At 63.8% G+C, this 13,530-nt stretch carries 14 protein-coding genes and 1 tRNA gene; 6 read left to right on the top strand and 9 right to left on the bottom strand.

What is annotated here, in order from left to right; all coding sequences use genetic code 11:
* Nucleotides 1-395 precede the first annotated feature (395 nt).
* On the top strand, nt 396-1,358 hold the full coding sequence (locus ABLE86_RS18910; RefSeq protein ID WP_348780530.1) for an alpha/beta hydrolase: 963 nt from the start codon (nt 396-398) through the stop codon (nt 1,356-1,358).
* A 25-nt stretch (nt 1,359-1,383) separates the two neighbouring features.
* Here ABLE86_RS18910 and hisN read toward each other — a convergent pair whose 3' ends face one another.
* Both hisN and ABLE86_RS18900 read right to left on the bottom strand, forming a co-directional pair.
* The gene (hisN, locus tag ABLE86_RS18905) at nt 1,384-2,157 is read right to left on the bottom strand and encodes a histidinol-phosphatase (protein ID WP_348780529.1); all 774 of its coding nucleotides are present in this window, start codon (nt 2,155-2,157) and stop codon (nt 1,384-1,386) included.
* A 216-nt stretch (nt 2,158-2,373) separates the two neighbouring features.
* A complete protein-coding gene (locus ABLE86_RS18900) occupies nt 2,374-3,315 on the bottom strand; it encodes an N-formylglutamate amidohydrolase (protein WP_348780528.1) in 942 nt (313 codons plus the stop codon).
* 164 nt (nt 3,316-3,479) lie between these two features.
* Here ABLE86_RS18900 and ABLE86_RS18895 point away from each other — a divergent pair, with 164 nt between their 5' ends.
* The gene (locus ABLE86_RS18895) at nt 3,480-3,842 is read left to right on the top strand and encodes a response regulator (RefSeq protein WP_348780527.1); all 363 of its coding nucleotides are present in this window, start codon (nt 3,480-3,482) and stop codon (nt 3,840-3,842) included.
* 105 nt (nt 3,843-3,947) lie between these two features.
* Nucleotides 3,948-4,022 (top strand) — tRNA-Val (locus tag ABLE86_RS18890).
* Nucleotides 4,023-4,422: 400 nt separating this feature from the next.
* Here ABLE86_RS18890 and ABLE86_RS18885 read toward each other — a convergent pair.
* The 4 genes from ABLE86_RS18885 to ABLE86_RS18870 are packed head-to-tail and all read right to left on the bottom strand — an operon-like array spanning nt 4,423 to nt 9,870.
* Nucleotides 4,423-5,661: an aminotransferase class III-fold pyridoxal phosphate-dependent enzyme gene (locus tag ABLE86_RS18885; protein ID WP_348780526.1), complete on the bottom strand. Its 1,239-nt coding sequence runs from the start codon at nt 5,659-5,661 to the stop codon at nt 4,423-4,425.
* 8 nt (nt 5,662-5,669) lie between these two features.
* Complete coding sequence (locus ABLE86_RS18880) at nt 5,670-7,793, bottom strand: iron ABC transporter permease (RefSeq protein WP_348780525.1); 2,124 nt, start codon at nt 7,791-7,793, stop codon at nt 5,670-5,672.
* Complete coding sequence (locus ABLE86_RS18875; RefSeq protein WP_348780524.1) at nt 7,790-8,899, bottom strand: ABC transporter ATP-binding protein; 1,110 nt, start codon at nt 8,897-8,899, stop codon at nt 7,790-7,792. The genes ABLE86_RS18880 and ABLE86_RS18875 overlap by 4 nt, the downstream gene beginning before the upstream one ends.
* Nucleotides 8,899-9,870: an extracellular solute-binding protein gene (locus ABLE86_RS18870; RefSeq protein ID WP_348780523.1), complete on the bottom strand. Its 972-nt coding sequence runs from the start codon at nt 9,868-9,870 to the stop codon at nt 8,899-8,901. Before ABLE86_RS18870 ends, ABLE86_RS18875 begins: the two co-directional genes overlap by 1 nt.
* Nucleotides 9,871-9,947: 77 nt before the next feature.
* Between ABLE86_RS18870 and ABLE86_RS18865 the strand changes: the two genes are divergently transcribed.
* The gene (locus tag ABLE86_RS18865; protein ID WP_348780522.1) at nt 9,948-10,856 is read left to right on the top strand and encodes a LysR substrate-binding domain-containing protein; all 909 of its coding nucleotides are present in this window, start codon (nt 9,948-9,950) and stop codon (nt 10,854-10,856) included.
* Nucleotides 10,857-11,052: 196 nt separating this feature from the next.
* On the opposite strand, the gene ABLE86_RS18860 is transcribed toward ABLE86_RS18865, so the two are convergent.
* Nucleotides 11,053-11,355, bottom strand: coding sequence for a hypothetical protein (locus tag ABLE86_RS18860; protein WP_348780521.1), 303 nt, complete (start codon nt 11,353-11,355; stop codon nt 11,053-11,055).
* 353 nt (nt 11,356-11,708) lie between these two features.
* On the opposite strand from ABLE86_RS18860, the gene ABLE86_RS18855 reads away from it, so the two are divergent.
* On the top strand, nt 11,709-11,912 hold the full coding sequence (locus ABLE86_RS18855) for a hypothetical protein (protein WP_348780520.1): 204 nt from the start codon (nt 11,709-11,711) through the stop codon (nt 11,910-11,912).
* A gap of 42 nt (nt 11,913-11,954) precedes the next feature.
* Nucleotides 11,955-12,362, top strand: a complete 408-nt coding sequence (locus ABLE86_RS18850; protein ID WP_348780519.1) for a hypothetical protein — start codon at nt 11,955-11,957, stop codon at nt 12,360-12,362.
* A gap of 216 nt (nt 12,363-12,578) precedes the next feature.
* On the opposite strand, the gene ABLE86_RS18845 is transcribed toward ABLE86_RS18850, so the two are convergent.
* Together ABLE86_RS18845 and ABLE86_RS18840 are read right to left on the bottom strand one after the other, a co-directional pair.
* Complete coding sequence (locus ABLE86_RS18845; protein ID WP_348780518.1) at nt 12,579-13,019, bottom strand: DUF1801 domain-containing protein; 441 nt, start codon at nt 13,017-13,019, stop codon at nt 12,579-12,581.
* A 55-nt stretch (nt 13,020-13,074) separates the two neighbouring features.
* Complete coding sequence (locus ABLE86_RS18840) at nt 13,075-13,530, bottom strand: DUF1801 domain-containing protein (protein ID WP_348780517.1); 456 nt, start codon at nt 13,528-13,530, stop codon at nt 13,075-13,077.

The raw sequence follows: 13,530 nt of genomic DNA, 5'->3' as shown, positions 1-13,530 counted from the left end.
CATTTCGTCCGGTCAGCGGCCCCGTTCTGGCGGCCGCATCAGTCATTTGGGGGCCCTGGGATGCCGTTTCAAGAGCCTGTTCGAGCTGGTGGCGCTGGCCGCATAGTTCCCTCTTGCAAGGGCCGGGGCGGAGATGAACGAGCGATGAACCGGGCCTTCGGCCGCGGTTCAGCAGGGCTCGGCTAAACCTTTCATCAACATCGCAATTGCAGCCCACGGGCTGTGGCGATGCCGACCCGGGCTGTCACGTCCCTTCCTCCCGGATCGATACGGCCGGAAGCCAGCCGCGCGCTGCTTCCGGCCGCTTTTTTTCACCCGCACGGGCGGTGGGAATTTCTTTGCTTTTGGTGGTTACGCTTCCTATCACCAGGGCAACGCCCGGAGCAGGCGAAGCGATGACCGACTTCCTCTATGACATTCCCGAGAATCCAAGGCCGGAAAAGGGCGTTTCGGGATTTCTCACCCGGCGCGATGGAAAGCGGTTGCGCTACGCGCGGTTCGCGGCGACCACGCGGCCACTGCACGGCACGGTGGTTCTTCTGCCCGGCCGCAACGAAAGCATCGAGAAATATTTCGAGACCATACGCGACCTGGCGCGCCGGGGCTTTGGCGTGGCCACGCTTGACTGGCGCGGACAAGGCGGCTCCGACCGGCTCCTGCGCGACGGCGCGCGCGGCCATGTCCGCAGCTTCGACGACTATGTGCACGATCTGGAGCAACTCTTCACCGAGATCGTGCTTCCGGATTGCCGCGGGCCCTACTACATTCTTGCCCACTCCACCGGCGCGCTGGTTGCGCTGCTGGCCGCGCCCTCGCTGAGCAATCGCGTGCGCCGCATGGTGCTGCTGGCGCCCTTCCTGGCGCTGTACAACGCGCCGCTTTCGATGAAGGCGCTCGGCCGGGTGGCTTCCATCTGCTACGGACTGGGGCTCGGTCGCCTCTATGCGCCCGGCACGCGGGACACGCGCACGCCTGTGCCCTTCGCCAGCAACGTGCTGACCAGCGACCCGCAGCGCTATGAGCGCAACGGGCGGATATGCGCGGCCTATCCGCAGCTTGCGCTCGGGGGGCCCACGGTGGCCTGGATCCGCGCCGCGAGTAAGGCGATTGCGCGGGTCTCGGAACCCGAGTTCATGGCGCGGATTCAGATACCCACACTGCTGATTGCCGCCGGCGCCGACAAGGTGGTTTCAAGCCACGCAGTCGAGGACTATGCAAGGCGGCTGCGCGTTGGCTCGCTGCTGACCATCTACGGCGCCCGCCATGAAATCCTTCAGGAATCGGATTTCTACCGCGAGCAATTCCTGGCCGCCTTCGACGCCTTCATTCCAGGCAGCGACGCCCCCACAGGGCACTAGCCCACCTGCGTATCCAGCCCGAAACTCAGCCGTTCATGATCGCCATGGCAGCCGCGTGCAGCTCGGGCGTGGCGGCCGCAATGATGTCGCCGCCCTTTTCGGCCGGGCCGCCGCTGAAAGTGGTGACGATGCCGCCGGCCTTCTCGATGATCGGGATCAGCGCAACGATGTCATAGGGCTGCAGGCCGGGGTCGATGGCAATGTCGGCATTGCCGGCCGCAACCATGGCAAAGGCGTAGCAGTCGGTACCGTAGCGGGCGAGCCGCACCTGCTGCTCCAGCCGGTCGTAGAGCGCGCGCTGGCCGCCCTTGAACAGCGCCGGCGTGGTGGTGAACATCGTCGCCTCGGCCAGCGAGGTGGTCTTGCGGGTGGCAAGCTTTCGGCTGCCGCCCGGTCCCTCATAGTAGGCGCCGCTGGCGTCGGCGTAGAACAGCTCGCCGGTGAAGGGCTGCGACATCATGCCGGCGACCGCATCCCCGTCTACCGTCAGGCCCACCAGCGTGCCCCAGACCGGCAAGCCCGAAATATAGGCGCGGGTGCCATCGATGGGATCGATCACCCAGACATGGCTGCTGGTTGCATTTACGGTGCCGTGCTCCTCGCCCAGAATACCGTGCTCAGGGAATTCCGCGTTGATGACGGCGCAAATGGCGCGCTCGGCCTCGCGGTCGGCCTCCGTGACCGGGTCAAAGCCGCTCGCTTCCTTGTTGGAGACCGCGTTCTGCTGGCGGAAACGCGGCAGCGTCTCGGCCGCGGCCGCCTCGGCTATGCGCCGCATGAATTCTACGGTGACTGGCAATGGATTCTCCCGATTTCCGGCTGTTCGCCACTAGCCCTAGCCCCGCCTTGTCGCATTGGCCAGGGTTAAAAAAACGTAAATGTAACTTGACATTTGTGCAGCGCACAATAGCTTTATGGGCAGACAGCTTTGCCTGTCGATGCCCTCTTTGGGCGTTTCCTCCCTAGACTCAAGCCGCGTTGTGCAAGCAGCGCGGCATTTTTTTGTTCGCCGCTTCTATTCGGCGGCCAGGGGCGGCGCGCCGATGTCGCTGTCCGGTGTGGCCATCAGGTCGGCGCAGAAGCGGGTCAGGTCGTCAGCCAAGGCATGGAAGCCGGAAGTCCTCTGGAACGTGCGCTCGTTCATATAGAGCCCCCGGTTGACCTCGATCTGTAGTGCGTGGAGGTTTCGCGAGGGCCGGCCATAATGCTCGGTGATGAAGCCGCCGGCATAGGGGCGGTTGTGGGCCACCGTGTAGCCCATCGAGATCAGCAGGCCGATTGCCCTTTCCGTCAGGGCGCGCGACGCCGAGGTGCCGAAACGGTCGCCGATGATGAAATCCGGCCGCATGCCGGTTTCGCCAACGCGGATGCTGGCCGGCATGGAGTGGCAGTCGATCAGCACTGCGAAGCCGAAGCGCGAATGGGTGCGCGCCAGCAAGCGCTTGAGCGCGTCGTGATAGGGCTTGTAGACCGTCTCGATGCGGCCGAACGCCTCCGAAAGCGGCAGCCGCCCGGGATAGATGGTGAGCCCCTCGCCCACCAGCTTCGGCACCGTGCCCAGCCCCCCGGCCACGCGGGCGGAGCGGATGTTGGCGAATGACGGCACCGGTTCGACGAACATGCGCGGGTCGAGTTCCCACGGCTCGCGGTTGACGTCCAGATAGGCGCGCGGAAAATTCGCCGCCAGCAAAGGTGCGCCCAGCGCCACCACGCCGCCGAAAAGCTCTTCGACATAGCAGTCCTCGGACCGGCGGATGGCGTCACGGTCGAGCCGCACCATGGCCAGGAAGCGTTCCGGATAGTGGCGGCCGCTATGCGGCGAGTTGAACACGAATGGCACGCGCTGCTCGGCGGCTTCACGCGCCTCGAAAGGCGGCACCGCCGAAAAGTCCTCAGACGCCGTCATGGCGCGTATCCAACCCTGAGAAAAGCGCTGTTCATGCCATGAAAGTGCCATCGGGCCGGCTTTATGTCTAGCGCTTCGGCGTGGGCGGCATGTGGCTTCCGGCGGCCGGCGGAGCGCGTCATTCACTTGATGTTTACCCTCCGCACTTCATATAGCACGTGGTTAACCGGCCGCCCGACGCAGCGACCGCGCGGAGCGATTCGAACAGGACACCCATGGCACGAATTCTTCTGGCCGAAGACGACGACGATATGCGTCGCTTTCTGGTAAAGGCGCTGGAACGCGCCGGCCACGACGTATGCGATTTCGACAACGGCGCCAGCGCCTATGAGCGCCTGCGCGAGGAACCCTTCTCGCTGCTTCTGACCGACATCGTGATGCCGGAGATGGACGGCATCGAACTGGCGCGCCGGGCCACCGAGATCGACCCCGACCTCAAGGTGATGTTCATCACCGGATTCGCCGCGGTGGCGCTGAATCCCGATTCGAAGGCCCCGCGCGACGCCAAGGTCCTGTCGAAACCGTTCCATCTGCGCGATCTCGTCCACGAGGTCGACAAGATGCTGCACGCCGCCTAGGCGGATTTGGCGGCTTCGGGAAAGGACTTTGAAAAAAGCTACATCTTTCCCGTTTCCGCCTATTGACGGGCCGGACCAAAAATGGTCTATCCGCCCGCATCGGATGGGCGTGTAGCTCAGCGGGAGAGCACTACGTTGACATCGTAGGGGTCACAGGTTCAATCCCTGTCACGCCCACCATCCGAAATCTCTTTTAGATCAACGATCTAGCGAGAGACGCCAGCCACTCAAAATGCATCGCAATTCATCGCTGTCACAGCGCGAGGCTTTGCAAGTTCCGCAAACGTAACGGCAAATATCCGTCGCCAGGGCCAGTGCAAAAAGATCGCTGGCGCAGACCGACAGCGCGGCATTTGCGGACTACCGGATACGCGCTTCGAACGGTTCAGTCTTGCGCGATCAAGCGCGAACTCGGCATCCTGCAACACGCCTTCGACATCGCTGTTCGGGAATGGTCCGTGCCGCTATGCACCAATCCCCTTAAATCCACAGCAAAGCCTACCGGATCGAACAGACGCGACCGGCGCATAAGAATGGGTGAGCTCACGCGACTTGAGTCCCAGCGCGCCGGGACCTGACGCTAAACCGCCGCTGCGGCCCGCTCGAGCTTGTCGAAGACGAGGTCGAGTTCAGCGTCGGTGATCGTCAGCGGTAGCGAAAGGCCGATGCTTACGGGCCCCTTGGAGGTGGTGGATAGGCCCTCGGCCATGCAGGCGCTGACGAGGCGAGCGGTGAACTCCGGCCCGGCAACCATACCACACGCGGCCGGATCGAACTCGACCGCAAGCAGCAGGCCACGCCCCCGCACGCCGATTATCGACGGCCTTCGCCGGGAGAGTTCGGCGATGCGCTCAATGATCCGCGTCTCGAGTTCGGCGGCGCGCTCCACAAGCCCGTCGCGCTCGATGATTTCGATGGTGGTCAGGGCCGCCAGCGTGGTGAGCGGGTTCTTCTCGTGGGTGTAGTGGCCGAGATCGAGTTCCGGCGCCACATTGAGGCGCGCGTCTGCGACTACAGCCGCAATCGGCAGGATGCCGCCTCCCAGGCCCTTGCCCATGACAACGGCGTCGGGCACCGCGCCGACATGCTCGAAGGCGAAGAAGCGGCCGGTCTTGCCGAGGCCGGACGGAATCTCGTCGAAGATCAGCAGCGCGCCGTGCTGGTCGCACAGGCGGCGCACTTCCTGCCATAGCCCCGGCGGCGGCACATGGCAGTTCGAGCGGATCGGCTCGGCGATGACCGCGGCGATGCCTCCGTCCGACTGCGCGAATGCACAGCGCATGTCCTCGAGCATGCGCTCGGGCCCATTGTCCTGCGCCCAGTATGGCGTCGCGTGCCAGCGCCCCGGCAGGAGCGGCCCGAGGCGAGCGTCGGGCCGGGCCCGCGTAAGGCCGAACGCGCCAAAACCGTGGCCGTGATAGCAGCCTTCAAGCGAGATCGTTTCATGGCGGCCGGTGGCCACGCGCGCGAGCTTCAGGGCAATCTCGATCGCGTCGGATCCGCCAGTCGCGAAAAGCACCCTGGCCGGCGCCCCCGGCCAGCGCGCGAGCAGCTTTTCGGCAAGCGCGACGGCGGGCTCGTTGGTGAAGCGGCGCGGCGAGAAGGGCAGCGTCTCCAACTGCCGCTTCAGGGCCGCCACCACCTCGGGATGCCGGTGGCCTATGTGGTGGACGGTGTTGCCGTGCAGGTCGATGAAGCGGCGCCCATCAACATCCTCGAGCCAGATGCCTTCCGCCGCGCGCAGCGCGGAGATGCATGGGCTCGACCCTTCCTGGTGGAAGAAAGCTGCGGCGTCGCGATCGACGAGGTTGTTTGGCATTGTCTTGCTCAGCAATTGTTCGTGGAGAAGCGAGGAAGCGGCGACCAGCGCCGCAGGGAGAGGCGACGGCTGACGAGGCTCTTGCGCTTCTCGATCAGCCAGGCGAGGCCCATGGCCGCGACCGCGAATACCAGCAGCACCAGGCTCTTGGCGGCGGCGTAGCCATATTCGCCCGAGTTGGCATGGTTGAAGATCGCAACCGATGCCAGCTTGTGATTGCCCGAGACCAGGAAGATCACCGAGGACAAGGTCGTCAGCGAGTCGATGAAGACATAGAGCATGCCGAGCAGGAGAGCCGGAAGCAGCATCGGCAGTGTGACGCGGACGAAGCGCGACACCAGGCCCGCGCCCAGGCTTTCCGCCGCTTCGTCGACGGACCGGTCCATGCGTTGCAGAGCCGCCCGTGCCGCGAGCACGCCGACGAACACATTCGCAAACAGGATGTTGAGCACGAGAATGGCCGACGTGCCGGTAAGCGACAGGCTATCGATGCCGAATGGAAGGTTGAAGGCGACGATGTAGCCGATGCCGAAGATGATGCCGGGCAGGATCGCGGGCACCAGCGCTAGGAAGACGATGAGATTGGCGCCCGGCGGCCGCAGACGCTCCACCACATAGGCGATCACGATGGCGAACAGCCCGCCGAGCGGCCCGGCGATTGCTGCGAGGCGAAGGCTGTCCCAGACATTGTCCAGCCCACGATCCGAACTTCCATAGCCGGTGCCGGCAAGCCCGACATCCACGCCGCTTTCGGAGAAGTAACCGAGCGTCAGGCTCCAGTCGACGCCCCACACGCGGGTTACCGCGCCGAGCGCCATGGTGCCGTAGATCGCGAATATCAGGGCAACCACCGTACCGGCGATCGACGTCAGCGCGATGCGCCAGGACCGCGGCATGGAAAGTTCCGAGCGACTGCTGGCGCTGGTGCTGGAATAGCCCTTGCGGCGGCCAAACATCTCGAGCCCGAGATAGAGCAGCAGGGAGGGAATGATGAGCCAGACGCACAAGGCGGCCGCGAGCGGCGTATTCCGGTAGGCAGTAATCTCGTCATAGACGACGCCGGCAAGCACGGGCGTGTCGCGGCCGAGGATCATCGGGTTGCCGAAATCCGTCAGGCTCATGATAAAGACGAGCACGACGGCGCGCTTGAAGGCCGGAAGAGCCATCGGCAGCGTGACGTGGCGAAAGGTGGTGAAATGGTTGGCGCCGAGGCCGGCGGCGGCTTCGTCGATACGGCCGTCCTGCCTGCGCATGACGTTGTCGAAAATGATCAGCGTGGCGGGAACGAAGGACAGCACCTGCGCCAGAACGACGCCGAAGAAGCCGTAGAGATTGGTCTCGTCGGCGTTGATGAGCCCGAGGCCCTGGTCAAGAAAGGTGTGTGTCACCAGCCCGCGGCGGCCGAACAGCATGACGGTGGCAGTGGCAATCAGCACCGGCGGTGCGACCAGCGGCATCAGGAAGGCCACGCGCATTGCGGATGGCCACGGTACGCCGCCGCAATTGATGCCGTAGGCGAGCGCGAAGGCCAGCGACACCGTGAAAACGACTGAAAAGCCGGCCAGCGTAACGCTGTTGATGGCTGCGTTCCACAGATACGAATCCTGGAACGGCTTGAGGTAGTGGTCGAGGCCCCAACTGTCGTCAGTTCCGTTGCGCAATGTGTCGAAGGCCTGCTGGCCAAGCTGATCCTTGACCTTGAACGCCAAAGCAGTGCGCTTGTGAAGCATCACATGGGCGATCGCGTAGTTGTCCTCGATGGTTGCCCGCAGGTCGGCCGGAAGGCTCGCCATGGCAGCCTCCATCGCCTTGGCCTGCTCTGAATAGGCGGCGCTGCGGTCCCATTCGATCGGGACCTCAGCGAGATTGAATGCAGCGGCCGTCGCCTCGACGCGCTCAGCCTCGGTCGCAGAATCGACCCATCGCTGAACCGTGCTGTCCCTCTCGGTCTGGGGCAACTCGGCAATTGCTTCCATCGTCACCGCCTTCAGGCGAGCCGGCGGCATCGTCCCGGAGATGACGAAGCTTTCCACGAGGACCATGCCGATCGGCACGGCGATGAAGACCGCCAGGAGAAACGCCACGATCCCGGTAACGACCGCGCGCGGCAACTGGCGCATGAAGCGCATCATGGCTGGTTCTCGCCAGGGATGATCATCGCGCGCTGCGCGTCGGGCTTGAGCGAAACCATCATGCCCCTCGACCAGAGACGGGCGGCCTCATGCGAGGGCCGGTCCACGATAACGATGCGCCCGGACGCAAGCCTCACGCCGAGGCGAACGACAGGACCGAGGAAGGTGGTTGTCTCGATTTGGCCGGCAACGCCGCCGCCACCCTGCACGACCCCGATGTGCTCGGGGCGGTAGAGCACGTTGATGGTTTCACCGGGCGCCAGGTGAGGCCCCAGGACCAGCGGCCAGAAATCGCCCGACGAATCCAGCCCGCCTGCAACCACGCGCCCTTCGACGAGATTGGAGCTTCCGATGAACTGGGCCACGAACCTGGATTGCGGGCGGTGGTAGATCTCCGCCGGGGTTCCGATCTGTTCGATGCGCCCGTTGCGCATCACGGCCACCCGGTCCGACATCGCCAGCGCTTCCTCCTGGTCGTGCGTCACGTAGAGGGTGGTGATGCCGAGCCTGTCGACGATTGCGCGCAGCTCGTTGCGAAGCTTTACGCGGATGCGCGCATCCAGTGCCGACATCGGCTCGTCGAGCAGGAGCACTTCCGGGTCGCAAGCCAATGCGCGCGCCAGCGCCACGCGCTGTTGCTGGCCGCCCGAGAGTTCATGCGGATATCGGTCGAGCAACCCGTCGATTTCGGCGAGTTGCGCAAGCTCGGCCACGCGCCGCTCGCGTTCCTTCCGGTCCCGAGAGCCTATCGTGAGCGCGAAGCCGATGTTGTCGGCGACCGTCTTCGTCGGGAACAACGCATAGGACTGGAACACGAAGCCCATGCGGCGGCGAGCGGGCGGCATGTCGGTGACATCCTGCTCCGCCCTCGTTACGCGCCCGCCGTCCGGCTGGGCGAAGCCGGCGATGATCCTGAGCAGCGTAGTCTTGCCGCAACCGGAATCGCCGAGCAGGGTCACGAACTCGCCCTTGGCGAGTTCAAGTGTCACGTCGTCAACCGCACGGCCCTTGCCATAGGCCTTGACGACGTTGCGAACCGCCAGATGCGGCCGGCCCTCTGTGAGGGCCGGCTGCGACGGTGCAAAGCGAAGGGCCGCGTCCGCCATTACTGCTTCAGGATGCGGGTGGCGAAATCGCGCTTGAAGGCCGACATGTCGACCGGGCGGCGCATTTCCCACAGGGTGATGTCCTTGAGGTCGACGAGGCCGTAGCCGGGGGCGGCGGTAGCGCCAACGACCTTGCCCAGGACCTCGGCCGCGTCATTGCTGGCCATGAAGTCGAGGAAAATCTTGGCCTCGGTCGGGTTGCGGCCGCCCGCAACCAGGCCGCCGCCTTCCGTCACGTTGGGCGTGATGCGGCCGTAGACGATTTCCACGGGCTTGCCGGAGGACTTGGTCTGGAAGCAGGTGGTGTCGAATGTCAACCCGATCGAGACTTCGCCAGCGCCCGCCATGGCCGCACCGCCCGAGCCGCCATCCGAATACTGATAGACGTTCTCGTTGAGGTTCTCGACGAACGGCCAGCCGAACGCGTCGACGAAGGTCGACAGGATTGCGCCACCGGTTCCCGACTTGAGCGGCGACGGCAGGGCAATTTCCTTGCTGTACACCGGCTTGATCAGGTCTTCCCACGTCGTGGGCATGGGCAGGCCCTTCTGCTCCAGCCGCTCCTTGTTGACGACCATGCACATCGTGGTGGCGAAATACTTGTTGTAGAAGCCATCGGGATCGCGGAACTCGGGAGCGATCTTGGAGTCCTTCGGCTCATAGGGCTCGAACACGCCGGCCTGCTTGAGCTGTTCGAGCGCGAAGTTGTTGACGAGATAGATCACGTCGGCCTGCGGCTTGGCCTTCTCGGCAATGGCGCGTTCGGCGATCGGGCCGGTGGAACCCGACACGAATTTCACTTCGATGTCCGGGTGCTTCTCGTTGAAAGCGCTGACCAGCGCGCTGTTGACGCTGTCGGAGGCGTTGTAGATGACGACCTCCGCGGCATGGGACGTGCCGCTTGCCAATGTGACTGCGGTGGCAGCCAGAACGGCAATCCGCGCGATGTTGGAAATTGAACGGGTAGACATGAAAAACTCCGAGGCTGCGAGAACTTCTATGCTATAAGTTTCGCTAAATCGTGTGACACCCGTATGAACGTGAACTTATGCAGCCGCAGAAAATCGTCATGAACCTCGCCCAGCTCCGCGCCTTCCATGCCGTCGCCAGTCACCGCACCTTTTCTGCCGCCGCCCAGGCGTTGGGAGTGAGCCAGCCGGCCATCACCCAGCATGTGAAATCGCTGGAGGACGCGGTCGGAACCAGGCTCTTCATTCGCATGGCCGGAGGGGTGGAACTGACACCCGATGCCCTGGACCTGTTGCCAAGGGTCAGGCAGGTGATTCTCATGCTCGACGACATCGGGGCACGGGTGGATGGCGGGCGCAGCCTGGCCGTCGGGCACTTGGCAATCGGCCTGTGCGCGCCTTACGTGGCCATGCCCATCCTGGAACGGTTTACCGCCGCACATCCGGGCGTGCGGCTCGACGTGCGGCTGGAAAACTCCAGCAGCCTGCTGGACCTCGTCGCGCAGAATCGGGTCGACGTCGCCATCGTGACGATGCCGACGCCACACCCGGATTTCGCTTGCGACCTACTGGTCTGCCAGCAGGTGCAAATCCTTGTGCACGAGGGCCACCCCTGGTGGGACCGCAGTGAAATCAAGGCTCAAGAGCTTCTCGGCCAGCGCCTGGTGACACGCGAGGCCGGCTCGATGACACGTCAACTGTTCGAGACGGCCCTGGCGAGCCACTCAATCGAAATCCCACCGCACCTGGTTCTCGGCAGCCGGGAAGCGGTGAAGGAGGCCGTCGCGGCAGGGATCGGCATCGGTATCGTGCTCGATCAGGAATTGGGGCGCGATCCGCGGCTGCGTGCCATTCCCATTTCCGACCTACGGATCACGGCGGGGGAATATCTCGTCGCAAGGCAGGAAACCCGCGGCCTGGGTGCCGTTGCAGCCTTTGCCGCGGTTGCGCACGAGGTGTTCAAGGGGACAGACCCAGTGCTGGACTGACGTGCAGGGGACAGCAGCGTCCTCAAGCACTAGATGCCCGGGGGGGTTACCCGCGGGGCCGGAAGGACCCGCGAATACCAAATGAGCTGGCGCGCCAAAGGAGCGCCAGCTCATCGCCGGTTATCACCAAAATCGGGAGATACTCTCGATTGTTGGGCCGATACCAGAAGGGCTTCCTACCGCGGCTTGCGCAGCATCAGTCCTTGCAGTTGTTCTGGTCGGCCTGAGCGGCTGCTGTCTTGCCGTGTTTCTGTTGCGACTCAACATCCTGCTGGGATGTGGCGAGGTCCTTGTTGCCGCCACCCTGTTTGGAAGCCAGTGGCATCGTGTCGCCGGTCTTCTGCGCAGGTTTGCCCGCATCGCGCTGCGGGGTTTCTAGCGGGGCATGCGTACCGTCCTTGGAAATGCCGGCTTGGCGATCGGGGCAAGCTGCAAATGTCGGTCCGCTGGTAAGCGCCATGAGGCAGCATGCCGCTACAGTTGCGATGAGCGCTTTCATGTCATCAATCCCTTTGCTGGTTGGGACAGGGAACGCACAACCGATGGCGAGAGCCGTTGTTCCAAATTAATTTAAGACGCAGCGGACGCTCGCAAGGCAAACCGAACGTCCTGAAAACCAGCTGCCCGACTGCTTTGCACCCGATAGCCGCAGCCGGGGCGGCGACGTTTTTCGCGCCGGCCGGGTTCTGCCATAGTCCTTCCCGCCAAGGCTGGTTCCTCTGTTGGGGTAAGCTGCACTGCGTCAGGCTCTTCTTTCGCTTGTCAGCATTTTTCCCGACTTGCTCAGTCCGTCGCCGGTCTGAGACGCTCATGGCGCCGCGGGATCAACCGCGGCTCTGGAGGGTAATCGCGATGTCTGGGAAGCTGGACGTGGTAGAGGAGCTGCTTGTGCTGGCAAGAGACCCGGAACCGTTCACCCGGGACGATCTGGCGGAGATTGCTCTGGTCGCCGCAACCGAGATCATAAAGCTCCGGCGCTACGATGCCTGGCTTGAGCGCCCCCAAAGCAAGCGCCCTCGCCAGCGCAGGCAGATGTCGCCGCAACCGTCCTCCTGAGCCTCGAAGTTCCGGCCCTGGCGCGACGAACGGGAGGAAGAAATGAAAGCGTCGTCGACAAGCTTTCGCGCAGCGGTGCTGCTGGCTCTGGTCGGCATGGTGTGGGGTATTGTCATGGCGATCTCGCAGGATCACTCCACCATGCCGGCGCATGCACACCTGAACCTGCTTGGCTGGGTATCGCTTTTCCTTTTCGGGATATTCTATCGGCTCAACCCGGGCATCGACCGAAGCCGCAGTGCGCGGATCCAGGTGGGTGTCTGGATAGTGGCCACGGTGGTACTCACGACAGGCGTGGCGCTCGAACATTCAGGAAATCCCGCTGGCGACCCCATTGCGGCCATCGGCTCACTCGCCGTGCTTGCCGACATGGTGCTCTTTGGCTGGCTCGTGCTGCGGCATGAGCGAAATGCCGACGTGGTCGGTTCCAAACCGATGCCGGCGGAATAGCCAACGCAAGAGAACTCATTTTTCGGGCGCTGTCTCCGAGTGCGGGGAAAAGCAAAGAGCCTGCCGAGTGGAACTCAGACAGGCTCTTTATGTATAGCCACCTACCCCTAGTTGGCTCTGCCCCAATAACGGCATTCTCACAAAATGGTTCCGGCCAAGGTGAAAAAATGCGGCAGGCCAGAGGCGCCCTTTCGAAGATTGTTACCGCTGGCCTCCTCAGGCGCTTTTGGGTCTCTTCTGAGAGCGGGCGGCGCGCGCTGCAGCCTTGGCAGATGTGTTCAGCGCCACGGCGGCGCGAATGAGCGCCTTCAGGGCCTCCTCATCGAGGCTGTCATCCTCGTGGAAATCGATGGCTCGTCGGGTATTGCCCTCCAGGCTGGAGTTGAAGAGGCCTGAGGGGTCCTCCAGCGAAGCACCCTTGGCGAAAGTCATCTTCACGACCTTCTTGTAGGTCTCGCCGGTGCAGATAATGCCATCGTGCGACCACACCGGAACCCCTCGCCACTTCCACTCCTCGACCACGTCGGGGTCGGCCTGCCTGATGAGATTTCGGATGCGGGCGAGCATTTCACCGCGCCAATCACCGAGCTCCTTGATTCTCGCATCGATCAGCTGCGAGGGAGACGCTCCCTCTTCAATCGAACCGCTCGCCATCATGCTTGCTTCGCCTTCTCCATCGTGGTTGTCACTCTAGCCTCCGCGCATGGGTCGCTCACATCCGTTCGCCAGGCAGTTGGCTGGCCTGCTTGACCCAGGCGGCGAGTTGAGCTTCGTCGACCCGGTCGTCCTCATGGATATGGAGGTAGCGCGTCTCCTTGCTCCTGGATTCGCCGGGAGGAACAGGATGCAGCGACGTGCCGCGGAAGAAGGCCACCTTCACATATCTGGTGAAGCAGTGAATGCCGAGGAACCAGCCCTGGCCTTCCACGCCGTACAGCGGCGAGTTCCATTTGACGGCCTTGCGCACCCCCGGAACGGTACGCACGATCAGCTCGTCGAGGCGGCGTCCCACTTCGCTCTTCCAGCCGGGCATGGCGGCGATATAGGCCTGGACGGGAGCGTCACCCTCGCCTTTCGCGATTTGAGGGTTGCCGCCCGCGAGCAGGGCCGGCTTTGCGGCGGCCTGGCCGGCGGCCTTGGGCGAGTCGGCGGGCGTCTTTCTAGCCAT

It is taken from the genome of Mesorhizobium sp. KR2-14 (assembly GCF_040049255.1).
GTDB lineage: Bacteria > Pseudomonadota > Alphaproteobacteria > Rhizobiales > Rhizobiaceae > Pseudaminobacter.
Note: the sequence above shows the minus strand (reverse complement) of the source record. Positions and strands in the feature narration are given on the sequence as shown.